20 protein-coding genes are annotated in these 24,163 nt (G+C 44.0%); 13 read left to right on the forward strand and 7 right to left on the reverse strand.

Translation table 11 applies throughout. From position 1 onward, the window contains the following. Window positions 1-35 precede the first annotated feature (35 nt). The 3 genes from PN466_RS23105 (at window position 36) to PN466_RS23115 (ending at window position 6,130) form a co-directional block, all read left to right on the forward strand. Window positions 36-2,324, forward strand: coding sequence for a RelA/SpoT family protein (locus PN466_RS23105; protein ID WP_271944424.1), 2,289 nt, complete (start codon window positions 36-38; stop codon window positions 2,322-2,324). Window positions 2,325-2,349: 25 nt separating this feature from the next. Further along, entirely contained in the window at window positions 2,350-3,789 is a 1,440-nt protein-coding gene (locus PN466_RS23110; RefSeq protein ID WP_271944426.1) for a protein adenylyltransferase SelO, read from the forward strand. Window positions 3,790-3,874: 85 nt separating this feature from the next. Further along, on the forward strand, window positions 3,875-6,130 hold the full coding sequence (locus PN466_RS23115) for a sensor histidine kinase (RefSeq protein WP_271944428.1): 2,256 nt from the start codon (window positions 3,875-3,877) through the stop codon (window positions 6,128-6,130). Here PN466_RS23115 and PN466_RS23120 read toward each other — a convergent pair. Continuing rightward, complete coding sequence (locus tag PN466_RS23120) at window positions 6,120-6,305, reverse strand: hypothetical protein (protein WP_271944430.1); 186 nt, start codon at window positions 6,303-6,305, stop codon at window positions 6,120-6,122. The genes PN466_RS23115 and PN466_RS23120 overlap by 11 nt on opposite strands. 68 nt (window positions 6,306-6,373) lie before the next feature. Between PN466_RS23120 and PN466_RS23125 the strand changes: the two genes are divergently transcribed. Further along, window positions 6,374-7,210: an LmeA family phospholipid-binding protein gene (locus PN466_RS23125; protein ID WP_271944431.1), complete on the forward strand. Its 837-nt coding sequence runs from the start codon at window positions 6,374-6,376 to the stop codon at window positions 7,208-7,210. 110 nt (window positions 7,211-7,320) lie between these two features. Further along, a complete protein-coding gene (locus PN466_RS23130; RefSeq protein ID WP_271944433.1) occupies window positions 7,321-7,917 on the forward strand; it encodes a GerMN domain-containing protein in 597 nt (198 codons plus the stop codon). On the opposite strand, the gene PN466_RS23135 is transcribed toward PN466_RS23130, so the two are convergent. Next, window positions 7,914-8,273, reverse strand: coding sequence for an ArsR/SmtB family transcription factor (locus tag PN466_RS23135; RefSeq protein WP_271944434.1), 360 nt, complete (start codon window positions 8,271-8,273; stop codon window positions 7,914-7,916). The genes PN466_RS23130 and PN466_RS23135 overlap by 4 nt on opposite strands. Window positions 8,274-8,423: 150 nt before the next feature. On the opposite strand from PN466_RS23135, the gene PN466_RS26545 reads away from it, so the two are divergent. Then, complete coding sequence (locus PN466_RS26545) at window positions 8,424-8,729, forward strand: EF-Tu C-terminal domain-related protein (RefSeq protein WP_390890059.1); 306 nt, start codon at window positions 8,424-8,426, stop codon at window positions 8,727-8,729. A 55-nt stretch (window positions 8,730-8,784) separates the two neighbouring features. Here the strand turns inward: PN466_RS26545 and argZ are convergent, their stop codons facing one another. Beyond that, the gene (argZ, locus tag PN466_RS23140) at window positions 8,785-10,893 is read right to left on the reverse strand and encodes a bifunctional arginine dihydrolase/ornithine cyclodeaminase (protein WP_271944436.1); all 2,109 of its coding nucleotides are present in this window, start codon (window positions 10,891-10,893) and stop codon (window positions 8,785-8,787) included. Window positions 10,894-11,270: 377 nt separating this feature from the next. Between argZ and PN466_RS23145 the strand changes: the two genes are divergently transcribed. Beyond that, complete coding sequence (locus PN466_RS23145; RefSeq protein ID WP_271944438.1) at window positions 11,271-12,392, forward strand: saccharopine dehydrogenase family protein; 1,122 nt, start codon at window positions 11,271-11,273, stop codon at window positions 12,390-12,392. 72 nt (window positions 12,393-12,464) lie between these two features. Here PN466_RS23145 and hpsJ-A read toward each other — a convergent pair whose 3' ends face one another. Beyond that, complete coding sequence (gene hpsJ-A / locus PN466_RS23150) at window positions 12,465-13,250, reverse strand: HpsJ-like protein, cyanoexosortase A-associated (RefSeq protein ID WP_271944440.1); 786 nt, start codon at window positions 13,248-13,250, stop codon at window positions 12,465-12,467. Window positions 13,251-13,447: 197 nt separating this feature from the next. Here hpsJ-A and PN466_RS23155 point away from each other — a divergent pair, with 197 nt between their 5' ends. Beyond that, a complete protein-coding gene (locus PN466_RS23155) occupies window positions 13,448-14,842 on the forward strand; it encodes an adenylate/guanylate cyclase domain-containing protein (RefSeq protein WP_271944442.1) in 1,395 nt (464 codons plus the stop codon). A gap of 42 nt (window positions 14,843-14,884) precedes the next feature. Here PN466_RS23155 and PN466_RS23160 read toward each other — a convergent pair whose 3' ends face one another. Both PN466_RS23160 and PN466_RS23165 read right to left on the reverse strand, forming a co-directional pair. After that, window positions 14,885-15,727: a calcium-binding protein gene (locus tag PN466_RS23160; RefSeq protein WP_271944444.1), complete on the reverse strand. Its 843-nt coding sequence runs from the start codon at window positions 15,725-15,727 to the stop codon at window positions 14,885-14,887. 212 nt (window positions 15,728-15,939) lie between these two features. Further along, the gene (locus PN466_RS23165; protein WP_271944527.1) at window positions 15,940-16,329 is read right to left on the reverse strand and encodes a hypothetical protein; all 390 of its coding nucleotides are present in this window, start codon (window positions 16,327-16,329) and stop codon (window positions 15,940-15,942) included. A 213-nt stretch (window positions 16,330-16,542) separates the two neighbouring features. Here PN466_RS23165 and queA point away from each other — a divergent pair, with 213 nt between their 5' ends. Continuing rightward, complete coding sequence (queA, locus tag PN466_RS23170) at window positions 16,543-17,721, forward strand: tRNA preQ1(34) S-adenosylmethionine ribosyltransferase-isomerase QueA (protein WP_271944446.1); 1,179 nt, start codon at window positions 16,543-16,545, stop codon at window positions 17,719-17,721. A gap of 48 nt (window positions 17,722-17,769) precedes the next feature. After that, the gene (locus PN466_RS23175; RefSeq protein WP_271944448.1) at window positions 17,770-18,432 is read left to right on the forward strand and encodes a tetratricopeptide repeat protein; all 663 of its coding nucleotides are present in this window, start codon (window positions 17,770-17,772) and stop codon (window positions 18,430-18,432) included. Here PN466_RS23175 and PN466_RS23180 read toward each other — a convergent pair whose 3' ends face one another. Continuing rightward, entirely contained in the window at window positions 18,433-20,427 is a 1,995-nt protein-coding gene (locus PN466_RS23180; protein ID WP_271944450.1) for a response regulator, read from the reverse strand. It abuts the gene before it with no gap. Between the two features lie 499 nt (window positions 20,428-20,926). On the opposite strand from PN466_RS23180, the gene PN466_RS23185 reads away from it, so the two are divergent. The 3 genes from PN466_RS23185 (at window position 20,927) to PN466_RS23195 (ending at window position 24,032) form a co-directional block, all read left to right on the forward strand. Then, window positions 20,927-22,990 (forward strand): adenylate/guanylate cyclase domain-containing protein, encoded by a 2,064-nt coding sequence (locus tag PN466_RS23185; RefSeq protein WP_271944452.1) that lies wholly within the window; start codon window positions 20,927-20,929, stop codon window positions 22,988-22,990. Window positions 22,991-23,016: 26 nt separating this feature from the next. Continuing rightward, a complete protein-coding gene (locus PN466_RS23190) occupies window positions 23,017-23,703 on the forward strand; it encodes a DUF3386 domain-containing protein (RefSeq protein ID WP_313898688.1) in 687 nt (228 codons plus the stop codon). A 74-nt stretch (window positions 23,704-23,777) separates the two neighbouring features. Further along, window positions 23,778-24,032: a NifU family protein gene (locus tag PN466_RS23195; protein WP_271944454.1), complete on the forward strand. Its 255-nt coding sequence runs from the start codon at window positions 23,778-23,780 to the stop codon at window positions 24,030-24,032. Window positions 24,033-24,163: the final 131 nt, after the last annotated feature.

Genomic DNA, 24,163 nt, shown 5'->3' on the forward strand with positions numbered 1-24,163 from the left:
ATTAGCTATTATCATTCCCAAAACATCCACCTGCTATGAAAACCATCACTGAACCCAACTCCCTCGATCTTACCCTTCCCCACTGGTTAACCGCTTGTTTAAACCCAGAGCAAGTTCTCGCTGAATCCATTCCTCCCCCTGAATTGCCAGAAGATCGACGCTTAATTCGGGAAGCCTTTGAATTTGCTTATCAACTCCATAAAGGACAATACCGAAAATCAGGAGAGGCCTATATTTCTCACCCGGTTGCAGTCGCGGGATTATTGCGCGAACTCGGAGGAAGTGCCCCCATGATTGCCGCCGGTTTTCTCCATGATGTGGTGGAAGATACAGAGGTAACCCCAGAAGAGTTGGAAGAGCGCTTTGGTTCAGAAGTCCGGCAATTGGTCGAAGGAGTAACCAAACTCTCTAAGTTCAAATTTTCTAGTAAAACTGAACGCCAAGCAGAAAACTTTCGGCGGATGTTTTTGGCTATGGCCCAAGATATTCGGGTGATTGTGGTGAAGTTAGCCGACCGACTTCATAATATGAGAACCCTAGAATTTATGAAGGAGGATAAACAACGGACGATCGCCTTAGAAACCCGTGAAATTTTTGCGCCTTTAGCTAATCGCTTGGGAATCGGGCGCATTAAATGGGAACTCGAAGACCTAGCATTTAAGTATTTAGAACCCACCTACTATCGGGAAGTGCAATGCCTAGTCGCTGAAAAGCGAATAGACCGGGAAACACACCTGAAGAATGTGATTGAAATTCTAGAGATTCGGATGGAACAGATTGGCATTACCACTGTAGAAATTACGGGCCGTCCTAAACATCTGTATGGCATTTATCGCAAAATGCACAAGCAGCAAAAGGAGTTCCATGAAATTTTTGACATAGCAGGAATTCGTATAATCACTGAAAATCACGATCAATGCTATCGGGCGTTGGCGATCGTTCATGACTCTTTCCGGCCGATCCCAGGTCGATTTAAGGACTATATTGGTCTGCCGAAACCGAATCGCTATCAATCTTTGCACACAGGCGTGATTGGGCCCACCGGTCGGCCTCTAGAGGTGCAAATCCGTACCCAGGAAATGCATCAAGTGGCAGAATATGGGATTGCTGCTCATTGGAAATACAAGGAAGCCGGATCGAACTATGGCGACATGACCGATACTGATGAAAAGTTTACTTGGTTACGTCAACTGCTCGATTGGCAAAATGATCTCAAAGATGCTCAGGAATACTTAGAGAATATCAAAGATAATTTATTTGAAGATGATGTCTATGTCTTCACTCCCCGTGGGGATGTTCTATCCCTGACTTCGGGATCGTCAACGGTTGATTTTGCCTATCGAATTCACTCGGAAGTGGGCAATCATTGCTCGGGTGCTAGGGTCAATGGCCGGATGGTTCCGTTGAATACGATGTTGAAAAATGGCGATATTGTGGAAATTTTGACGCAAAAAAATAGCCATCCTAGCTTAGATTGGCTCAATTTTGTCAAGACCGCAGGGGCGCGGAACCGAATTCGCCAATGGTACAAGCGATCGCATCGAGAAGAAAATGTTGCCCGAGGTCGGGAATTGCTGGAAAAAGAAATGGGTAAATCTGGGTTTGAAGCTCTACTCAAATCCCAACCTATGCAATGGGTTGTCGAACGCTGTAATTATCACGCGGTTGATGATTTACTCGCTGCTTTGGGTTATGGAGAGTTGACCTTAAACTTGGTTGTGAATCGTCTGCGAGATGCGATTCGCGCCACTCAACCCTTAGAACCAGAGTGTAAAGAAGGACTCAAAGGTGAGGCGGTGATTCCGTCGTCGTCTTCTGCACCTCAGTCTTCTGGTGGAGATTATAGTTCTCCCATTGTGGGGATTGAAGGCTTGCTTTATTATCTGGCTGGATGCTGTAATCCTATTCCGGGAGAATTGATTATTGGAGTGGTTACTCGGGGACGAGGAATTTCTGTTCATCGCCAAGGCTGTCAAAATGTGGAAAATGTGGAAGGAGATCGCCTGATCCCGATCAGTTGGAATGGTAAAAACCAGAAAAGAACTCCGACTGCTATGACCTATATTGTCCAAGTGCAAATCCAAACCATTGACCGGGTAGGCATTCTCAAGGATATTCTCTCTCGGTTAAGCGATCAAGGGATTAATGTGCGTAACGTGGATGTGAACACCACACCAGGGAAACCTGCAACGATCAACTTAGGGATGGAAATTCGCGATCGCCCCCAACTTGAATCTGTGTTTACCCAAATTCGCAATATGAGCGATGTCCTCAATATTCGTCGTTTGGGACAAGCAGAAGATGCCACTTCTGAGTCAGAATAGGAGAGGGAAATAATTAGGACAAGTGATGAGTGACACGGTAGATACGAATCCTTTTGAGAGTTTAAACACCGAAAGTGCCCTAGAAAACTTAGGGGATGATTATTACGATCCCGTGGTACCTGCCCAATTTCCCCAACATATTCTACGATGGCGAAATAACGATCTGCTTGTGCAAATGGGACTCAATCCCCAGCAAGTGAGCGATCGCCATTTTATCGACTTTTTTGGCCAATTTGAAAGCGGTCGCCCTTGTTTAGCGCTCAAATATCATGGTTATCAATTTGGAGAATACAACCCCTGGTTAGGCGATGGTCGGGGGTTTTTGTATGGCCAGGTACGAGCAATTGATGGCCAATTGTATGATTTTGGCACAAAAGGATCGGGCATGACTCCCTATTCCAGGGGGGCAGATGGGCGGTTAACGCTCAAGGGGGGCGTGCGGGAAGTGTTAGCGGGGGAAATGTTGCATCGGTTAGGGGTAACCACCTCTCGCTGTTTGAGTCTGATCGAAACTGGAGAGTCATTATGGAGAGGAGATGAACCGTCTCCGACAAGATCGTGCGTGATGGTACGCTGGAGTCGGTCCCATATTCGCTTTGGTACGTTTGAACGGCTGCGATATTTCGAGCGATCAGATTTAATCACACAACTCTTAGATCATGTCATCGAAACCTATTATCCAGCGCCCTTCCCTCTAGTGCAGCCTGAATCTGCACGCGATCGCTACATCCGATTTTACGATCAATTGGTGCAACGAGTCGCTCAATTAGCTGCTCAATGGATGGCCGCAGGCTTTTGTCATGGGGTTTTAAATACCGATAATATGTCGATTACCGGTGAAAGTTTTGACTATGGGCCCTATGCCTTTATTCCCCATTACGATCCTAATTTTACAGCCGCTTATTTCGATTATTCTGGACGCTACAGTTATGGGAATCAACCTCTGATTTGTCAACTCAATTTAGAACTGCTTAGTGTTGCTCTAGCTAAAGTGATCCCCAAAACGGCTATGCAAGAGAGTTTAGAGCAGTTTAAGGTTCATTATGAACAGGCTTACCAGGAAGTCATGTTACGTCGGCTAGGCTTAGATCGTTATCAAATGGAGGAAAAAGAAGCCCAGGAGTTGGTTGAGTTAACCTTAAAATTACTCAAAGATACTCAGAAAGGATACCCTCAATTTTTTATGGGTCTGCGCGATTGCTTTGATCCCATTTGGTCAAAAAATAGGGATGAAATCCCCAACTGGTCTAGCGCTGGCCCCAGTTCGATTTGGCAGGCTTGGAAAATCTTGTATCATAGAGTATTAGCTCGAAACTGCGAGGAAAAATTGGCTGAAATTAGCGATCGCCTGCAAAAGGCTAATCCGCAAGTCGATCTGTTAAGGCCAGCGATCGAAGCCATATGGAACCCCATTATGGTGGATGATAATTGGCAACCATTCATCAACTTTTTAGAACAACTTTAACCTTAATCCAGTGAAGTCTTAAAGATCAAAAAAAACATCACTTTTTCTGTATATTCACGAATAATGCATCTTTAACCTTGTCATTATGATTCGTTTCTTTGAAAAAAGTCTGCTTAAAAAACTCGCTATTTATTATTCCAGTCTCTCGTTTTTAATTCTGGTTCTTGTTGCAGGTAGCGCTTATATCCTAGCCCGTTCTTCCCTCAAACAATCTATGATTAATCAGCTTGGATTAGCTGTTTCGATCAAAGAAAACGAAATCAATCAATGGTTTTTACTACAGTTGGAAGATGCATTTTTATTGGCCCAACTTCCAGAAATAATTGATCGAATCGATGTTTTTTTTAATTCTAAATCCGATCCTAGCCTCTCTCAAGACATCATTCATGAACAGATCAAAGATATCTTAATTAAAGTCACCGATATTAAATCTAACATAAAAATTGCTTCTATTGTAAGTAATCAAGGTATTGTCCTTATCTCAACGAATTCTTTTCTAGAAAAAACCTACCAGCCATTAGGAGATTTAACCACTTATGTAACGAACCGAGAAGATCCCATCAACCCCATCTTTTATAATTCTGTTCTGACTCAAAATAAAGCAATTACTTTTGTCACTCCAATTTATAGAGATAATCAGAAACTTGCTTATATTTCCATAGAACTAGACTTGGGTGAAGTCGATAAAGTTCTTCACAATAGCAAAGATTATAACCAGGATAATCAGATTTACTTGATTAGTCGTATTGGTGGAAAAAATACATTTGTAAATTCCCTAAACTTAGGGGATGAAAATCAAGATCGGCCGATTCGTAGCCTAGCTATTGACTCTGTTCTTGAAGGTCAAAATGGAACCGGATTATATATTAACCATGAAGATGTTCCAGTCCTAGGCTTTTATCGGTGGCTGGAAGATAAAAATATGGGTTTAATTGCTGAAATTTCTCAAAAGCAAGCGTTTGATTTAGCCGAAAACTTGGCTCGCCAAATCCTTATGATTGGCTGTCTTTTTCTGGTCATCATTCTAACAATGATCTATATTATTTCCCGCAGATTAGTAAAACCTATTGCCGAAATATCCGAAGCAGCAATAAGAATTTCTCAAGGAAACTTGAATTTTAATATACCGGTATTGAGTAAAGATGAAATTGGCACGCTGGCAATGAGCTTTAATGTAATGACACAAAAACTCAATCAATCATTTCAGGAATTAGAGTTAATTAATGAACAGCTAAAAGTTAACATCGATCAACTCAAAACAGCCAATGAAATAGCCGAAAAAGCGAATCAAGTTAAAAGTGAGTTTATTAGTCAAATGAGTCATGAATTACGAACTCCCTTAAATAGCATTTTAGGATTCAGCCAAATCTTGCGTGAAGAGCGGGATTTTTCGGACAAGCAAAACCATCTAATTGAAGGAATTTATAGTGGTGGTTATAAGCTTTTGGAATTGATAAATAATGTTATATCCATCTGTAATGAAGAGGAGAAAGATACATCGACATACCTGAGTGTTGTAGCGATAAATGATATAATTCATGAACTGGTTGGTAAATTTGACAGTCAATTGTCTTTTCAAAATGTGTCCCTAATTTGCACAGTGGATTCAGAAGTCCCCGCCTGGATTCAAATCGAGGCTTATCCTTTACAAACCATTCTTAGATATTTGTTAGACAATGCAGCCAAATTTACCTCTGAAGGTGAGATCGCTATCCAGGTCACTCTATTAGATTGTGAGAGAGTCGATCGGCTCTCTCACAATATTCCTGATTATTTGAATTTCAATCCAAATACGATCAATTGGATAACTTGGAAAATTAAAGATACAGGCTGTGGGATTAAACCAGAAGAACTAGATCATTTATTTGAACCTTTTTCACGTCATGTTAAGCCGGGAGACTTTCAAGAAGGAATGGGATTAGGCTTACCCATATGCCAGAAGTTAGTTAAGCAAATGGGCGGCCAAATTCAGCTTGAGAGTCAGGTGGATATAGGAACAACGGCAACCGTTATTCTACCCTTCCAAAAGCTGGAAGAAAGTGCTGAGATGCAACTTAATACTGAAGAAGAAAAGCAAGAACAACAACCCAGTAACCATTTCATTCGCAGTTCTGTAGACTCTTGGGAAAAATTGAGAGAATTCATGCAGTCTATATCGGTGGCTTGGCTGGAAAAAATGTATAAAGCCTGTTGTGAAGCCGACGATCAAAAAGTGCTAGAGCTGCTGGATGAATTACCTGAATCTCAAGTAGAAATTAAAGATCAAATCGGCGAACTCGCTCACAATTATCGGTTAGATAAAATTCTGGATCTAATTGAACCTTTATTACTTAAGGATTAGGCGGTTTTCGACGATCGCGTCCTGCTTGAAAGCCCAACTCAACTAATCCTCCGATCGCTGCTCCCCAGACTAACATAGACCAGTTGGTTTGAGTCCAAAAACTCATCGACCCATAAGCTAAAAACGCTGTAACCACCGCATTCCGAAGAATCCGAGTCCAATCTAAAATTTTCATCAAGACCGCGATCAAACCCTGTTATAGCATTGTATAACATCAAGGAACCTCTTACTGAAGATGCAGTCATGGAAGGCCTAACCCTTATCTTATCGAGTTTATTCCTAGTGGGATCGCCTTCTGGACTATTTGTCGATCAAATCACCCAATCTCTGCTTAAATCTACCTTTAATAGGGCAGAAACTTGGCATGTGCGAGTCGATAATGCTCCCGTTCATCGACTGCTACAAGGTCAAGCGGAACAGGTAAGGATTGCTGGCAGAGGGATTTGGCTCACTGACGACTTACAAATGGCTAAACTAGAAATAGAAACCGATGCCATTGATTTAAATCTAGACGATTTGAGAAATCGCCCCAGCTTTTCTCTCCTAGAGCGACCCTTACAAGCGGGAATTAACATTGGCTTCACAGATGCAGCGCTCAACGAGTGGTTAAACTCACCCCAAATGAGTGACGTTCTGCGTCAACTGGGAATTTCTTCCCTCCCTCGCCTGGCAGCCGACCAACTGGAGCGCTATCATATCGTTAACCCAGAAATCACCTTTTTAGACAACCGGATACGGCTTCAAGTCCAACTCCAGCAAATCCCCAACTCGGACACCGAATCCTCCTCCCAACCCTTTGAACTTGAGCTTGCTGTTGAATCCGGTTTCACTATCATAAAAGGGTGGGGTTTAGAGCTCGTCGATCTGGAGGTCACCGTCAACCAAGAACCGGTTCCTCCCCTAATCACAAACCTGATTCAACGGGGAGTTCGCGAACAAGTTGACCTCCGGACCCTCGAATCAAACTCCGTAATCCTGCGCCTATTGCAGATGCACATTACTCCAGGTCAACTGGAAATCGCTGGATTTCTTAGAATTCAGCCCTTTGAGCCTTCAGACAATCCTGATTTAGAGGAGTAGACCTCGATCCATATCATATGTTGGTAATGGGTAGAAGGGAAAACCAGGTTTACCCTATGCCCTATTCCCTAGTGTATTCAACATCGCGTAATTCAAGAAGGACGGTAATTATGGAACAACCCAAACAAAATCGCGGTATTCATATTGGCCTAGTCGTCGGACTATCGGCCTTAATTCTAGGGTCTGGAGGGGGTACAGCCTGGTGGATGATTAATTCTATGCAGGCCCCTAACAGTTCATCTTCGATTCTAGAAGAAGTCAAACCTATCCCATCGGAAAATAATATCCCTCGAGCCTATTGGCTTAAAGATACGGGGAATAGTTTAGAGTTGGTCTCTACACCTGTGCAGATGAAAACAATTGGGTCATCCGAAGAGCAGTTGACCCTGGCCTTGAAAACGGTTTTAGAAACTCCTGCCGGTCCGGAAATGTCGAGTACTATTCCCCCAGGCACAACTGTGTTAAGTTTAGAGCAGAAATCTGATGGTATTCACCTGGATTTTTCCCAGGAATTTACCACAGGAGGCGGCAGCGCCTCGATGACAGGACGATTAGGGCAAATTTTGTATACAGCCACCAGTTTAGACCCAGATGCCCAAGTTTGGCTGTCTGTTGAAGGTGAACCCTTGGAGTATTTAGGGGGTGGAGGCTTGGAAATTCAGCAACCCATGACTCGCGCAGTCTATGACCAAGAGTTTGCCCTTTAGGAGATCAGTTGTTTGCCCGTCATACTAAAACTTCGGAAGTGACGGGCTTGTTGTTCAATCCGACTGGCGATGCGATCGCAGACTAAATTACACAATTCAAAGATTAATTCGTCTTTAACGCTATAGTAAGCAGATGTTCCTTCCGATCGTCGTTTCAGAATTCCTGCTTGTAACATCAGTTTGAGGTGCTTGGAGACGTTCGCTTGACTGGTTTGGGTGGCTTCGACTAATTCTTGTACACAATGCTCGCGATCGCGCAATAAGTTTAAAAGCTTTAAGCGCATGGGTTCTGAGAGAATACTGAAATATTCAGCGACTTGATCGACGACTTCTTGGGGAACCTGTTGGGATGCCATGTTGATTAAAGTCTTAATGACAATGAATGGGCAGTTGTTCCTCAAATTGTAGCAATTTATTGATCAATGGCAATAGGGTCATGAAGTAAGGGCATTAAGGCTAAACCGATGCAAAACTTCCAGTCAGTATCAGACCATCAGCTAGAAGGAATGGTTTTGATGATTCCGACAAAATATGGTGGTAGAAAGGCCTACGTTTACTCTGGCTACCGAGGCCAGTTCTTCTGGCAAATCAACAACGAGTCATGTGCAGATTGGCTGGCACGATTCTACTTTGAGAATGATCCTCTCAAACCAGGTGAATCCAGCAATGTGAAAATTCAGCTTGCGGGGACAATAATGGAATTGGGCAGGAAGACAGGTATGCCCGCAGGGAGACAGTTTGGCCTACGAGAAGGATCGAGGATAATTGGAGTAGGGGTTATCACTGCTTCCCTATACCCAGCTCCCCAATGAAAAAAACCTTCTTTTGTCAAGTGGTAGGGTGGGCTGCCCACCCTACTGGCTTAGGCTACGAAACGGTTTGATAAACAGTGGTTAGTTTATGGAGTTGGTTCACGAGCAGACTCAGGAATAAGCCGACATCAGTAACCACACCAATCGATTCTAACGAACCGCGATCGCTTAATTTGGTCACGACGGCTGGACTAATATCCACGCAAACCATTTTTACACCCGCAGGAGTCATATTGCCGACACCGATGGAATGGAGCATCGATGAGAGCATCAGCACCATATCCGCACCTTGTAGGAGTTGGGCATACTCTTGTTGGGCCGCGATCATATTCATTTGGGTATCGGGTAAGGGACCATCATCGCGGATGGAACCCGCTAAGACAAAGGGTACTTGATTCTGGACACATTCATACATCACCCCTTTGGTTAAGACTCCAGATTCTACCGCTTGGGCAATGCTCCCACAGCGACGAATCTTATTAATCACCTTCAGATGATGACGATGCCCTCCTTGTACGGCTACGCCTTGATTCATATCCACACCCAAGGAGGTTCCCATTAGTGCTTGTTCGATATCATGGACGGCGATCGCATTTCCACCCAGTAGCACTTGTACATAACCTTCCCGGATCAGTCTCGCTAAGTGCTGTCCGCCACCAGTATGAATAACCACCGGGCCAGCCGTCACCACGACTTTACCGCCTTGATCGCGAATATGACGCAACTCCCAAGCCACCTGCTCAACCATTAATTCTACGCGGCGCTCGCTGGAGACTCCACCACTCATAAAGCTAAATTCTTGAGGTGCTTTTTGATCCCGGTTTTCCACCTTATGCAGTGTGCGAATGCCACGAGTACCGACAATTACATCTTCACCGATTACCAGGTCTCGTATTAATTTACATTGAGCCACTGGTCCTTCATCCGTATAGGTAACGGCGATCGAAGCATCCATGCGTTGTTTTTGTACCTTCACCCAAGTACCATTTATCCGCACTTCTGTGGGATAGATGGTACTGACATAGAAATCATCTGGTGCAGTTCCGGGTTGGGGAACCGGTTCGCGTCGCGATTCTTGCTCGTCTTCAGATGCTGGTATTGCCCCTAAGTCAATCAATTGGGACATAATATCATCAAGCACTTCAGCCGAAGGAGCAGACACTTTCACATCCGCTTCGGAAGGACTTTGCCGTTGTTCGCCCAAATTGAAGTTCAAAACCTTGAAGCTACCGCCACCATCCACGATCAAATCTAACGCCCGGTTCATTAATCCTGCATCGAGTAAATGGCCGACCATGTGAATGGTACGGGTATCAATTTGCGTGGTAGCGTGGAGTTCCGTGCGTACCGGTTCCGTAATTCGCAGGGTGAGACATTTCGATGCACCCCCAGCTTTCAAAAATTCCGTTAACGGGGTTTCAATGACTCGGAAACCGGCAGTTTCTAAGCGATTTCTTAAATCTTGACTGGCTTTATTGAGAATGACAATATCGTTAATATTGACCGCATTGCACGCAAAAGTAACGGCATCGGGTTCACTAATGGCAATCCGTTTTTCCGCTGGAACCCGCATTTCAATGAGGCGATTAGAATATCCATCAAAGGCAGGTGGGTAGTAGAGCAGATAGCCACCGCTTAAGGGACAGAAACAGGTATCGAGATGGTAGAAGCGCTCATCCATTAAGCGTAAGGAGAGCACTTCTACATCTAACCATTCAGCGATCGCCGGATGAGCATCGAGTTCAGACCGGAATCCATACCCAGCCCACAACCATCTTCCTTCCCGGTCAAATAAAGCATCACCTGCTCCTTCAAAAGGTACATCTTTCGGTAATTCATGCACTGTGAATCCTTGAGATTCAAACCAGGTCTTAAAATGAGGTTCTTCTCCTTGTCGTTCAGGATGATAAAATCGGCTAAGAACAACCGTCTTACCCAGTACTAAACCTGCATTAGCAGTAAACACCATATCCGGCCATCCCTGTTCCGGTTTGACCAATTCTACGATGGCATGTTCTTTAATAATATGGTGAAGTTTGTTCCATTGTTCTACAGCTATAGAACGAGAGGATTTGTGAATATTTCCTTCCATCCAAGGATTAATGACATAATCCACGTCATAGTGTTCAGGATCACACATTAAAAAGCGAATTTGATCGGTCATAATTCAATTTAAGATAGGGTAGACGCGAAGGGTAACCAGTCAAGGAAGGAGGCAAGAGGCAAAAGGCAATGCAAGAAAACGGGATTCCACACTTTCCTTGAATAGCCTATATAGCGTTTCTCTCTTCTATGAGGTACAGCTTGAAGCCTTAGAACCTAAGCCATACAAGCTATTGCCTATTGCCTATTGCCTAGCGCGAAGCGCTATATAAGCGTCTCATTCAATTGCTTTACCCCCATTTGAGTCTATCGGTTTTCTGTTTTTTAGGCTGAAAACGGTTAAGATGGTTAAGCCTTATGCCAACCCATTATCCTATCATAGTTAAAAGCATTTCTTGGGAAAGAGTCAGGATTTCATAACGAATTGAGGTAAAGACGTTGGCTAAAGATCAAATCTTAATTGTGGGAGGAACCGGAAGAATTGGTCATCACGTGGCCCAAGATTTACAAGGGCGCATGGGGGCAAAGATTGTAGTTACAGGTCGCCAGCGTCCGAGGCATGATTGGGATTTCATTGGGCAATTTTTGGCTCTTGATTTAGGGAACCGGGAACAGCTCAAAGAGGCGATCGCCGAAAGTCAACTGGTAATTCATTGCGCTGGGCCGTTTCACTATCGGGACGCTAGGGTTCTCAAGAATTGTATTGAGCAAGGGGTGGATTATCTGGATGTTAGCGATCATCGCTCGTTTACCCAAAAAGCATTGGCCTTAGCCCCCGCAGCTCAAGAAGCGGGAATTACTGCCATTGTAAATACGGGAGTTTTTCCGGGCATTTCTAATAGCATGGTACGGCACGCGGTAGACCCATTCGATCGAGTAGAAACGATTCGCCTATATTATGCCGTAGGAGGGTCTGGAGGCGCAGGGATAACGGTAATGCGAACAACATTTTTAGGCCTGCAACATCCGTTTTTAGCCTGGATAGAGGGAAAATGGCAAACGATCGCCCCCTACAGCGATCGCCAAATTATTGACTTTGGCCCCCCATTCGATCGCCTGGGAGTCTATTGGTACGATGTCCCCGAAGCTTGGACATTAGCGGAAAGTTTCCCCGTAAAGAATGTGATTACTAAATTCGGCTCTGCACCCGATATTTACAACCGTTTAACGGCTCTGATGACTAAATTACCCCAATCTTGGATTAATCATCCTTGGGTCATTGAAGGACTCTCCCAAATTAGTTATCGCATGACCCAAGTTAGCGATCGCTTCTCTGGTGTCGGTATTGTCATGATTGTCGAAGTGGAAGGAGAGCGCCAGGGTAAACCGGCCCAATATCAAAGCCGATTTTACCATCCTCATACAGCGATCGCTGCCGGATGGAGCACAGGAACCTTAGCTGAATGGATTTGGCAGGGAAAACTGAAAAAACCAGGGGTTTGGCCTGTTGAACAAGCGGTTAGCTCAGACGACTTCGTCGAGATGATGCGATCGCGAAGTGAAACGGAGTTTTATCGCGCTAGCAATCTAGATTTCCACAACACTTGGAGAGCTCTTTAGAGCATTTTATCAACTGTAGGGGCAAAAAATTTTTTGCCCCTACAAATCATTCTTTTAGACCCATAACCCATTTTAACGCAATCGCACATGACGGCTCCAACGAGTCTTATTCCAAAGCCACAAAAACGCCACGCCCCCTATAATTGCCCCCAAATTCCACTTAACCGACTTTTTCATCAGCGTCAACCGTTGTGCCCTCCTCTGACTTCTCAATTGCCCTTCCCATGCCCGTTGGGTTTGTGCCAATTCCTGCTGTAATTCTTTCTTCAACTCTTGGGGATTATCACGGATAGGTAAGACCCGATTCGGAAACATCCAAACCCTTAATTCATTTAAATCTTCGATGGATTTGCTTTGTTGAAGACGCTCCTGAGCATCGGCAAAAACCTGAGTGTGTTCAACCATTTGGGACTGTAACTGAGCCTGATTCATCCCCTCGATTTTCCAAGTTTGACGAATTCCCACAGGAACCATCAATAAATAACCCAAACCCACCAACAACATCATCCGAGACAAAAAACGCCATAACCTTAACTCCCAACGATCCACATAACCCCAGCGACCATAAAGAACACACACCAATCCCAATAAAGGAAACCAGCATCCCTCAACCAAATGTCCCATCGTCTCCAATACCCAAACCGGATTTAAAGGTTGGAAAGGAATAAACAGAATAATTGTATTAATCACTGTTAAACCTAAGACCGTGTACCCTACCATAGGAAGTAGCACGAGCGTGCGGTTAAAAACAGCTTCAGAAAGAAACAATCCTGAATCCTTGGGATGGAGAGGATCTTGGAACCAGGGAGGAGATAATTTCTTAGTTGGGGGATTGGGCTTGGGTTGTTGCTCTAGCATAGGAATAGCAATGGATGACTGAGGGTGAAAAGCTTTTAGACCCGATAAGATACACTGAGATTGGTATAAACTTATGGTAGCTGATCCTGAATTCCCTTCTGCATCCATTCAGCAGTCATTTAACTTTGGGTGACATCATGATAAATAAGGATCTCTGATGTAGAGATCTCTAAGCTTGTACTCTTAGGATCTGATGGATGTCTATTCAGTTTTCCACCCTAGTCAACCTATTGAGCGCCCAGTTATCCCGTAAGATTGCGGGTTGGGTGTTTGTAAGTTTAATGGCGATCGAAGGGCTTATTTTAATTCCGTCCTATTCTCGGCAAGAACAACAGGAGTTAATGCAACTTGAAGAAGTCTCTTCAGCGGTTATTGATTCTATTGTCCGTTTAAGCTCACTGGGAATGGATAACGATCCAGAGTTTTATCAAAAGCTAAAAACGATAACAGAAGATTCGATTATTGTGGGAGTTACCATTTACGATCGCACTGGAAAAGCCATTTCTGAGTTTGGCGAGTCACCCGAAATTTCCTTTAAGCAAACCCAACAGGCGGACATTGTCCGCGATCGCAATTGGAATGGACTGCGCTATGATGTGGCTTGGTCTGGAGACTATTTAGGCATTGAGTATACTTTGGTTGCTCGCCACAATGCTGAACGGATTCAACCCTTGCTCAATGCCTATAAATGGCGAATTCTGGGATTAGTGATCATTATCGCGATCGTAGTCACATCCTCAACCTTATTGGTTTTAGGGATAACTGTCATTATTCCTATTCTACGCCTGAGAGATGATTTGATTGCCGCAGGAGAAGCCTTATCGAATCCGGATCATCACCCTGTTAATCTTCAATTTTATTCTTTTTCTTCTAGCCAACGCTCTGATGAATTAGGTGCAGTCATGCAAGCCTTTCATCAAATGTTTGTTCGAGTGTATCAGGAGCAAGAAAAATCAGAGCGCTTATTGCTCAACATTTTGCCCCAGGCGATCGCCTCTGAATTGAGAAATGGCCACTCGACTATTGCCAATGGTTTTGCTGAAGTTACCATCCTGTTTGCTGACTTAGTGGGGTTTACCCAACTGGCCGAGCGGTTTTCACCGTCTGAATTAGTCGGGTTTCTCAATCAAATTTTTTCTCAGTTCGATGCTCTGACTCAAAAGTATCATCTAGAGAAAATAAAGACTATCGGTGATGCTTACATGGTCGCTGGGGGAATTCCCATAGAGCGATCCGATCATGCCGAGGCTATTGCTAATATGGCCTTAGAGATGCAAGAAGCGATCAAGCAATTTAATCACCAATCTCAAGAACAATTTAAGATCCGCATTGGTATTAATACTGGGCCAGTTGTTGCTGGAGTGATCGGCACAAAAAAATTTAGTTATGACTTGTGGGGAGATGCTGTCAATACAGCCAGTCGTATGGAATCCCATGGTCTTCCTGGCATGATTCAGGTCAGTCAATCCACCTATGAAAAACTCCAGGGAAAATATCAATTTCAAGAGCGAGGCAAAATTCCCATCAAAGGAAAAGGTCAACTGAAAACCTATTTTTTAATCGGTAAACTGCAATCAAAAGGGCTACCCTAAATCGATAGGATAGCCCCTGACGGAAATTAATTTATGGTATAACTAGGCTATGCCATCAATAAAGGGGCCAAAGAAATCAGATCCTAGATTTTGCTGGAAGGGAGTGAGTGTCTGGACATCAAACCTATTGATACCCAAATTATAGTCTTGAAGAACTGCCAGAACCTGGTTGTTCAAGTTGTTGAAAATAATTGTATCGTTAGCGGTTCCTCCAACAATGTTCTGGCCGGTATCGAATCTCAAGTTAGCATAGACCAGACCACTGTCTAGACCTATCTTATCTTCTTGAGGATTGAAATCAGTAATCACATCAGCATTCAGGGGGTTAGCTGGATCGACCGTGCTGTTGGGCACTCCTCCAATCACTGTATCAAATCCATTACTACGGATAACGAAGGTGTCGAATCCTGCTCCTCCGGTTAATTCATCTTTGCCAAAATCACCGAAAAGCCAGTCGTCACCAGCACCACCATTAAGCTCGTCATTTCCTCGACCACCTCGTAGGGTATCCTCATCTTGATTCCCCGACAGGTTATCGTCACCAAGATTACCGAGAAGCAAGTCTCTACCAGAAAAACCAATTAGACGGTCATTTCCTTGGCCACCAGCGAGTTTATCTTGATTGTTGCCGCCATAAAGCCAATCATCGCCTGCATTCCCTAGAATTCGTTGGTTACCGACAGAACCAATTACAGTGTCATTTCCCTCAAGCATCCAGAGTCCGCCAGGACCGGTGGTAAAATCAGCCCCCAGACTCACAAAATCATTGGTGGGCGCTGTAATCTGAGGAAAAACTAAACCAACAGGTGTTGGGGTGGCAACAGTCCGAGATAAACCATTAATTCCAGAAGGGTCGTTGGTTAATACAGTAGGTATGATTCCCATAATCAATCACTCCTCACATTAAATAGCTATGGTTATGGCGTACGCCTAGAAGATTATAGCAGTAGTCTCCCTGAAGTGTGTCAATCCCTCTCACGAATCTCTTAAAATTGCTTCTAGGTAAATGATTCGGAGGACAGATCCAAAATAATCAATCAGGTCTTCTTCATCGCTGGCTGCATTATAGCTTGACGAGGTTATTGATTGGTTAGGAATTAGGCTAAAGTTTCTGGACAGTATCCTAGTCCCATCACAAATTGTTTGCGGAAAGTTTCTATTTCAATACGATTGGGTCTTCCATGGGATACGACTGCTACTTGGTAGCGACGCATGACATGGGTGGGGGATTGACCGGTTTCTAGACTCCATAGGGCCATTTGCACACGAATCTCTGGTTGATATGCAAATCCTAATTCGTTCAGGACGGCACGGAAGTTACCCGCTTCTTGTGAATTGAGTTCTCGGGCCAGCTTGATCCGGACGACCCAACCATCAATTTGATGAATAACGGTAACAAAATCGACCTGAAATTGAGGTAAAAGGTTTAGATACTCAATAATCCGGAGGGTTAAGCTGGCATTCGCGAGGTAGTAAAGATAGTCCATAAGTTTTCCTTCAGTCACCTGGCAAATGCTACAGTTCCATTGTCTCTGGATAGCGGAGATCATGAGTAGGGGAAGGTTCCCCGATATGATCTGGGTAGATTCCCCCAATTTTGGTGGGGGAGTGGGGAGATGGGGAGATGGGGGACACGGGGCACGGAGACACGGAGACACGGAGAATGGGGTATCTTGAAGAGTGTTGATTGGAATTGAGTGATGGATCGAGAGCGCGAATTAAGGGATGATCGGGATTATGATTTGGATGCGTATGATTACGTTCTCCCAGAGGAGTGTATTGCCCAAAATCCGGTTACTCCTAGGGATAGTTCGCGGTTGTTGGTGGTAGATTCATCCGCAGGATGTCATCATGAAGTGTTTCGCGAGTTGCCCCAATGGTTGCGGCGTGAGGATTTATTGGTAATGAATGATACTCGTGTGATTCCGGCGCGGTTGTATGGGTATAAGTCTACGGGGATGGAGATGGAGGCGCTGCTGCTGGAGAGAGTGGAGCGTCATGTATGGTTGGCACTGGTGAAGCCGGGACGACGGTTGAAACCGGGGGCTGTGGTTGAGTTTTCTGCCCATAGCGGTGAAGATTTGCCCCCATTAAAGGCAAAGATTCGAGGGACGGATGAGGCGACTGGGGGGCGGTTTTTGGAGTTTGAGTTATCTGGAGATCAAGAGTTACAGGATCTGTTGGATGATTATGGTCATGTGCCGTTTCCCCCTTATGTGACGGATACACAGGCAGAGGCGGATCAGTATCAGACGGTGTATGCACAGGCAGCAGGTTCGGTGGCTGCGCCGACTGCGGGGTTGCATTTTACGCCTCGGCTGCTGGAGGAGTTGGAGGATTTGGGAATTGAGCGGGCAATGGTGACGTTGCATGTGGGGGTAGGGACGTTTCGCCCGGTGGAGGTGAAGGATATTCGCACGCATGAGATGCATCAGGAGTGGTTGGAGGTCTCTGGGGAGACTTGGCAGAAGGTACGGGAGACTCAAAAGCGGGGTGGACGAGTCATTTCGGTGGGCACAACGTCAGTGAGAGCGTTGGAAGGAGCGGCTCATTGGTGGAAGGATCGGGGTTCTGTAGGGGCGGGTTCATTTAATTTTGGGTCTTCCAAGCGAGATCTTGGTGAACCTGCCCTTACATCTGGGCCTGGAGCAGGATTTTATGGCAAGACGGATTTATTTATTTATCCAGGGTATGAGTGGCAGGTGGTTGAGGGATTAATTACAAATTTCCATTTGCCTCGTTCGAGTTTGTTGATGCTGGTGAGTGCTTTGGTGGGCCGATCGCGACTACTACAGTTGTATCAGGAGGCGATCGCCGAGGACTATCGCTTTTATTCATTTGGCGATGCGATGCTGATCTTACCGGAAGCTCGGTTCTGAGCCTGAACAAGAACATCAGTTCAGTTCAAATTGGAGAGCAATATAATAATGAATACTAATGGTGTGGTTTGGGGAACGGTGGTGGCGATCGCCCTGGGTATGGGTTTTCCAGCGCTCTCATCTGCTGAGGAAACGAGTGCGGATGAGTTTTATCGCTTTGGGGTGGTTTTGCAGCAAGAGGGGTTATTGGAGGAAGCGATCGCCCAATATCGGGAGGCTTTGCGGTTAAATCCCCAGTTGGCCCAGGTGTATGTGAATTTGGGGGTTGCCTTGACAGATCTCGGAGATCGAGAGGAGGCGATCTCTGCCTATCAGCAGGCGTTGCAGGTCGATCCGAGGTTGGGGGAGGCTTATTTTAATTGGGGTAATGTTTTGATTGGTCAAAATCAGATCAATCAAGCGATTGAGAAGTATGAACGGGCGGTTCAAGTGCAGCCCAATTATGATAAAGCGTATTACAATCTGGCCAATGCTTTGGCGTTGGTTGAGGAGTTTGAGGGGGCGATCGCTGCGTGGAATCAGGCAATTCGGATCAATCCAGAGTTTGCCCAAGCGTATGCCAATTTAGGGGTAGTCTTGCATCAGCAAGAGCAAATTCCTCAAGCTCTGGCAAGTTTGGAGAGGGCATATGCATTGTTTCAACAACAGGGGAATTTAGGGCAAGCGGAGAGGATTGAGGGATATTTACAGCATTTACCCAATAATGAATGATTAATGGTCTGAGTTGGCGATCTCCTCGGTAACTTCAGTAATGGTCTCGAAGTCAAAGTTCTTGACTAGAGTGGTTAAAGTATGAGCGAGAGGGCGATCTCCTTCTTCAATTTCAGCAATTAAAGCCAGGAGCAAGTCGCTGTCTGCTTCAGTGGCGGCTTGATGTAGGCGATCGAGCCAGGATTTAGGCAGGGGGGTGAGGCGATCGGGGGTGAGGGCGATCTCTTCTCTAGCTAACGGTAAATCATCCTCACCGATCCCTTTTTCTTCTTCATAAACATACTCAATATCAAGATAGCGAGCCATCTTTTCCAGCAACTCTACTTCATCAAACGGTTTACTTAAATAATCATCACAACCACTGGCTAACATCTTTTCTTTATCCTGGACAAAAGCATGCGCACTTAAGGCAATAATCACCGTTGATTCCCCCCCTGGAAACGACTTAATTTTTTCAGTTGCTTCATATCCATCCATCACCGGCATTCGCATATCCATCCAGATTAAATCCGAATGCCTAGTTTTCCAAATCTCAATAGCTTCGAGTCCATTCACCGCTTCCTGGACTTCAAACCCAACTCGTTTTAATAAATTCACGAGTAATATCCGATTCGGCCAATGATCCTCAACCACCAAAATCTTATACATGGGTTGACCTTTAGCAATACCGATAATTTTTCGATTTTTATGGAGTGAACTTTGACTTACCGAATCAGCAACTTTGACTGGAATATAAAACTCAAATACGGTTCCTTCACCCAATGCGCTACTTACCCAAATGTCTCCACCCATCAACTTGATAAATTCACGAGTAATCGGTAAACCTAGTCCTGTACCTTGATTCAGCCTTATACTCTGATTAACTTGAAAAAATACATCAAACAAATTTTCTAGATCGTCTGGAGCAATTCCTATGCCAGTATCTTGTATCTTAAACATCAGACACCTATTTTCTTGCTCACCTTCTGGGTCCTCATCTGGACAGTATTGGTCAACTTGCACCTTAATCCATCCTTGTTCCGTAAACTTAATCGAATTATCAATTAAATTAATCAAAATCTGTCTTAGCTTTCCTTCATCAGTCTTCAAAAATCGATCGACATTATCCAGAGGAGAAAATATCAAAGTTAAGTGTTTCGATTCAGCCTTAAGAGACAACATTTGATCGATCGTTTTAAGGAGTTGATATAAATCAACATAGACTTCATATAGTTCTGATTTTCTCGCTTCAATTTTAGATAACTCCAAAATATCATTGATCAATTGTAGCAACTGTTTACCACTATGAAGAATTACATCTAAATATTGATTGTAGTCCTCAAAAGTAACACCTTCTTTTTTTAAGACTTGTGCAAATCCCAAGATAGCATTTAATGGGGTTCTTAATTCATGACTCATACGAGCTAAGAATTCACTTTTAGCACGATTGGCTTGCTCGGCTTCTTCTTTAGCAAATTGCAATTCCAAGGTGCGAGATTGAACCCGACTTTCTAGTTCTTCCGTGATTTTTTTTAAGGCAGCTTCTGCCAGCCCTCTTTCTTCAACTTCATGGTGAAGCTGTTGGTTCTTTTGTGCTAAATTCTGATTCAAGAATCGTAGCTTAAGGTGGACTTTAATCCGAGCTAATACTTCTTTTTGACGAAAAGGTTTGGTTATATAATCCACTGCACCCAGAGCAAAACCCTGCATCTTATCCTCAATTTCTCCTAATGCAGTCGTAAAAATAATAGGAATATCTTGAGTTGAAGGAGAAGACTTAAGGCGACGACAGGTTTCAAAACCATCAATGCCTGGCATCATCACATCTAAAAGAATTAAATCAGGCTTGGCATATTCCACTTGTTCAATCGCACTTTCTCCATCAACAGCTACTAAAATTTCCCATCCTAAATCTTTGAGAGTATCCGATAAAACTTTTAAGTTCGTTGGATTATCATCTACAATAAGAATAACGATCTCTTGTAAAGCATTGTGACTATGGGGAAAGAAATGCATTAGAGTATATCAATCTTGTCTAAACTCACGATATCAAGACTATATCTAAATATTAGGTCAAAACAGCGTCATATGATCGCAACAGTCAATCATTATCGTTCTGCTCCCCCGTGTACAGGGTTGAGAGATGAGTCTGATACTTTATAATACATAGAAAATGGATTGACAACTCCGTTTATCATACTCTACAGATCTGTATATATTGTTGTATAAAGGACTGTGCTTTAGCGATTGATACTGGTTATTCGTAAAAATCCTGGTGTTGACTCACGTGATTCATTAAACTTGTAAAGTTTTATGACACTGAATCCAAAAGGTTCAAGATGCACAGTTAGCCACTAGGATAATATTAGGTCAGATAAGGGAAAGCGTTATAATAAGAGTTAGACTACTCTAAACCATGGGTAGAGAGTCACACTGAGGGTTCATCAAGCTTACAATTATTAACCATTATGAATAATCCATGGTGGAGACCAATCTCAAGCCGAAGGACACAAGTATGACAGAGATTGAAGAGAATGAATCCTTACAGAATAAGTCGTTAGCTCCTGCAAGAAACAGCAAAATTTCCAGACTTCAATCGCTGAATTGCTCTCAAGATATTCCCCTGAGATTACTCTTAGTCATTCCCTTTATTGTACAAATTGTGGGAGCAGTGGGATTAACGGGGTGGTTATCTTTACGCAATGGTCAACAAGCGGTTCGGGCAGTGACCTTACAACTTCGAGATGAAGCCAGTGCTAGGATTAGGCAACATTTGGATGATTATCTAGAAGCGCCTCGGATCGTTGCCCAAGTGAATACAAACAGCTTAGAATTAGGACAATTAGATACACAAGATCCATCTCGTTTAACTCGTACCTTTTGGCGACAGAGAAATTTGTTCGATCCGATTGAAGTTTCAGCGATTTATTTTGGCACAGTAGAGGGAGAGTTCACGGGTTTAGGATTCCAGAATGATCAAACTTGGCAAGTGGGAAGATCCGGTGAAGAGACAGATTTTCATTTTTATAGTTATGCGACAGATGATCGAGGAAATCCAACTGAACTTCTAGAAAAGGGAAATACTTACGATCCGAGGGTGCGTCCTTGGTACAAAAAAGCAGTAGAGGCTCAGGAAGGAACTTGGAGTGACGTTTATGCAGATTTTAAGGAACCGAGGTTGAAAATAACCCTAGCTGAACCGGTATTTCAAGAGTCGGGAGAATTGTGGGGAGTGTTAGGGGTAGACTTTGTGTTATCGCATATTCGTAATTTTTTGCAAGCGATTAGAATTGGTGAATCGGGAAAAACGTTTATCATGGATCGTTCTGGTTTTTTGGTGGCAACTTCTACTGAAGATCTACCTTTTATGATTAAACCAGATACGGTAGAGCGATTGCCCGCCGTTGAGATAGAGAATAGGGTGATTCAAAAAACAGCCCTATATTTGTATGATCGTTTTGGAGATTTTGAGAAAATCAAAGATGCGTTTAATTTAGAGATTAATCTTGATAGAGAGCGTTATTTTTTACAAGTTGTTCCCTTTAGTCAAGGACAGAATCTAGATTGGTTAATTGTGGTCATAGTTCCAGAATCTGATTTTATGGGACAAATCAAAAAGAATACTCAACGGACGATCGCCCTCTGTCTGGTTGCTCTATTCGTGGCGACCTGCTTTGGATGGATAACGGCGAAGTGGATCACCGATCCGATTATGCAGTTAAGTGATGGGAGTCGTCGGTTAGCGAGTGCGGCTCTGACACGCTGGACTCATGAAAGTTTAGCTCAAAATGTAGCGGTGAAAGGTGTAGCTGAATTGAAAATTTTAGCTGAATCGTTTAATCAAATGGCTAATCAGCTCCAAGAGTCGTTTACAGCTCTAGAAAAGAGTAATGAGGAATTGGAGTTACGGGTAGAAGAGAGAACTGCTGATTTACGTCGAGAGCAGGAAAAATCGGAAACGCTGTTGTTGAATATTCTGCCAGAGGCGATCGCCAAACAGCTCAAGCAAGAAGCTCAGGCGATCGCTGAACATTTTGAATCGGTGACGATCCTATTTTCTGATATTGTCGGCTTTACCTCTTTATCTTCCCGCATGGCTCCCATTAACTTGGTCACTTGGCTCAATGAACTGTTCTCTAGCTTTGATTATTTAGTCGAAAAACATGGATTAGAAAAAATTAAAACCATTGGTGATGCGTATATGGTGGTTGGAGGTCTACCTGTTCCCCAACGTGAGCATCAAGCAGCGATGGCAGCGATGGCCTTAGAAATGCAGGAGAGTATGCAACAATTTTGTTTAGAGAATGGAGAATGTCTACAAATTCGTATTGGTCTTCATACCGGCCCAGTGGTTGCAGGAGTGATTGGTGTGCGCAAGTTTAGTTATGATTTATGGGGCGATACGGTGAATGTGGCTTCACGGATGGAGTCTTCGGGGATGCCGGGAAAAATTCAAGTCAGTGAGCAATTTTATCAGAGTCTTAAAGACCAGTTTGAGTTTGAAGAACGGGGAATCATTTCGGTCAAAGGCAAGGGGAAGATGAAAACCTATTGGTTGGAAGGAGTCGGGAGAATCTGAGCCATTAGGGATTAAGATCGGGATATGTGCAAAATTACGATACGAATCAAATTGTAGCGAAAATGACTCAAACCACCAACGCTCGTGACCTTTTCCAAAGCGCTTATGAAAATCGTTATACCTGGGATGACGAGTTTCCGGGAATGAGTGCTGAGATTGATATTGAACAAGGCAATGAAATCTATAGTGGTTCCATTCAGATTAACCAAGATCTAACTATTGAAATCTCTGGTATTGAGAATGAGATGGTGAAAAAATCGGTAGAAACCCAACTTAAGGATGTGGTTACTCACCGTAAGCGTAGAGCTTTTGAGGAGACCCATGGGAAAAATAGCTTTACTCTGGGTGAAACGGATGATTGCGGTGCAGTAGGAATCCAGGTTTCTGGTGCAGCGATGGGTTCAGAATATAGAGTGCGCGATCGCGTGATTTGCTATGTGCAACGGGTGGTCGGTCAAATGACGTTTTATATTGATACCCATGAAACCTTGGATACGGGAGAGGGATATCTACCCACCCGCTATGAGGCCGTGTTCCGTAATACGGAGACAGAGGAGATGATCCAGCAGGTGCAGTTTGAAGACCGCTATCAACTGGTTGGGGATTATTTTTTGCTTACCCATCAAACTTTGCATACGGAACGCCCAGATGAAAAAGTGACTACCCAGTTTACGTACTCTAAGATTAAATTGTTAGAGCCAAGTGTGGTTTAGGGCGATCGCTGAATTGCAAGAATCGAGTTAAGATAATTTAAGGAATTTTACGTCCATTGTGGTGAATCAAACCTATGTCTAGCACTTTAACCCCTCCCCTGGAATTAACCCCGGACAATGTAGAAGCTGTTTTAGATGACCTCCGTCCTTACCTGATGGCTGATGGGGGGAATGTAGCGCTCGAAGAAATTGATGGCCCCATTGTGAAACTGCGTTTACAAGGTGCTTGTGGATCTTGTCCGAGTTCGGCAATGACCCTGAAAATGGGAATTGAGCGTCGTTTGCGCGAATTTATTCCAGAAATTGCTGAAGTTGAACAGGTTCTCTAGCGCAGTGCCCTCGTAATGGGCAATGGGTAATGGGTAATTGCAGGTTATCAACCTCTCTGTTAACTCCCCCCATGCCCCCACTCCCCCATTCTCCCACTACACGGCTTTGCGCTGTATCTGAAACACAACTA

Origin of the sequence: Roseofilum reptotaenium CS-1145 (assembly GCF_028330985.1) — a bacterium.
Lineage (GTDB): Bacteria > Cyanobacteriota > Cyanobacteriia > Cyanobacteriales > Desertifilaceae > Roseofilum > Roseofilum reptotaenium.

Coding starts and splice junctions, on each gene's coding strand:
- PN466_RS23105 (WP_271944424.1), top strand. CDS start 36: ATGAAAACCATCACTGAACCCAACTCCCTCGATCTTACCCTTCCCCAC.
- PN466_RS23110 (WP_271944426.1), top strand. CDS start 2,350: ATGAGTGACACGGTAGATACGAATCCTTTTGAGAGTTTAAACACCGAA.
- PN466_RS23115 (WP_271944428.1), top strand. CDS start 3,875: ATGATTCGTTTCTTTGAAAAAAGTCTGCTTAAAAAACTCGCTATTTAT.
- PN466_RS23120 (WP_271944430.1), bottom strand. CDS start 6,305: ATGAAAATTTTAGATTGGACTCGGATTCTTCGGAATGCGGTGGTTACA.
- PN466_RS23125 (WP_271944431.1), top strand. CDS start 6,374: ATGGAAGGCCTAACCCTTATCTTATCGAGTTTATTCCTAGTGGGATCG.
- PN466_RS23130 (WP_271944433.1), top strand. CDS start 7,321: ATGGAACAACCCAAACAAAATCGCGGTATTCATATTGGCCTAGTCGTC.
- PN466_RS23135 (WP_271944434.1), bottom strand. CDS start 8,273: ATGGCATCCCAACAGGTTCCCCAAGAAGTCGTCGATCAAGTCGCTGAA.
- PN466_RS26545 (WP_390890059.1), top strand. CDS start 8,424: ATGGTTTTGATGATTCCGACAAAATATGGTGGTAGAAAGGCCTACGTT.
- argZ (WP_271944436.1), bottom strand. CDS start 10,893: ATGACCGATCAAATTCGCTTTTTAATGTGTGATCCTGAACACTATGAC.
- hpsJ-A (WP_271944440.1), bottom strand. CDS start 13,250: ATGCTAGAGCAACAACCCAAGCCCAATCCCCCAACTAAGAAATTATCT.
- PN466_RS23155 (WP_271944442.1), top strand. CDS start 13,448: ATGTCTATTCAGTTTTCCACCCTAGTCAACCTATTGAGCGCCCAGTTA.
- PN466_RS23160 (WP_271944444.1), bottom strand. CDS start 15,727: ATGGGAATCATACCTACTGTATTAACCAACGACCCTTCTGGAATTAAT.
- PN466_RS23165 (WP_271944527.1), bottom strand. CDS start 16,329: ATGGACTATCTTTACTACCTCGCGAATGCCAGCTTAACCCTCCGGATT.
- queA (WP_271944446.1), top strand. CDS start 16,543: ATGGATCGAGAGCGCGAATTAAGGGATGATCGGGATTATGATTTGGAT.
- PN466_RS23175 (WP_271944448.1), top strand. CDS start 17,770: ATGAATACTAATGGTGTGGTTTGGGGAACGGTGGTGGCGATCGCCCTG.
- PN466_RS23180 (WP_271944450.1), bottom strand. CDS start 20,427: ATGCATTTCTTTCCCCATAGTCACAATGCTTTACAAGAGATCGTTATT.
- PN466_RS23185 (WP_271944452.1), top strand. CDS start 20,927: ATGACAGAGATTGAAGAGAATGAATCCTTACAGAATAAGTCGTTAGCT.
- PN466_RS23195 (WP_271944454.1), top strand. CDS start 23,778: ATGTCTAGCACTTTAACCCCTCCCCTGGAATTAACCCCGGACAATGTA.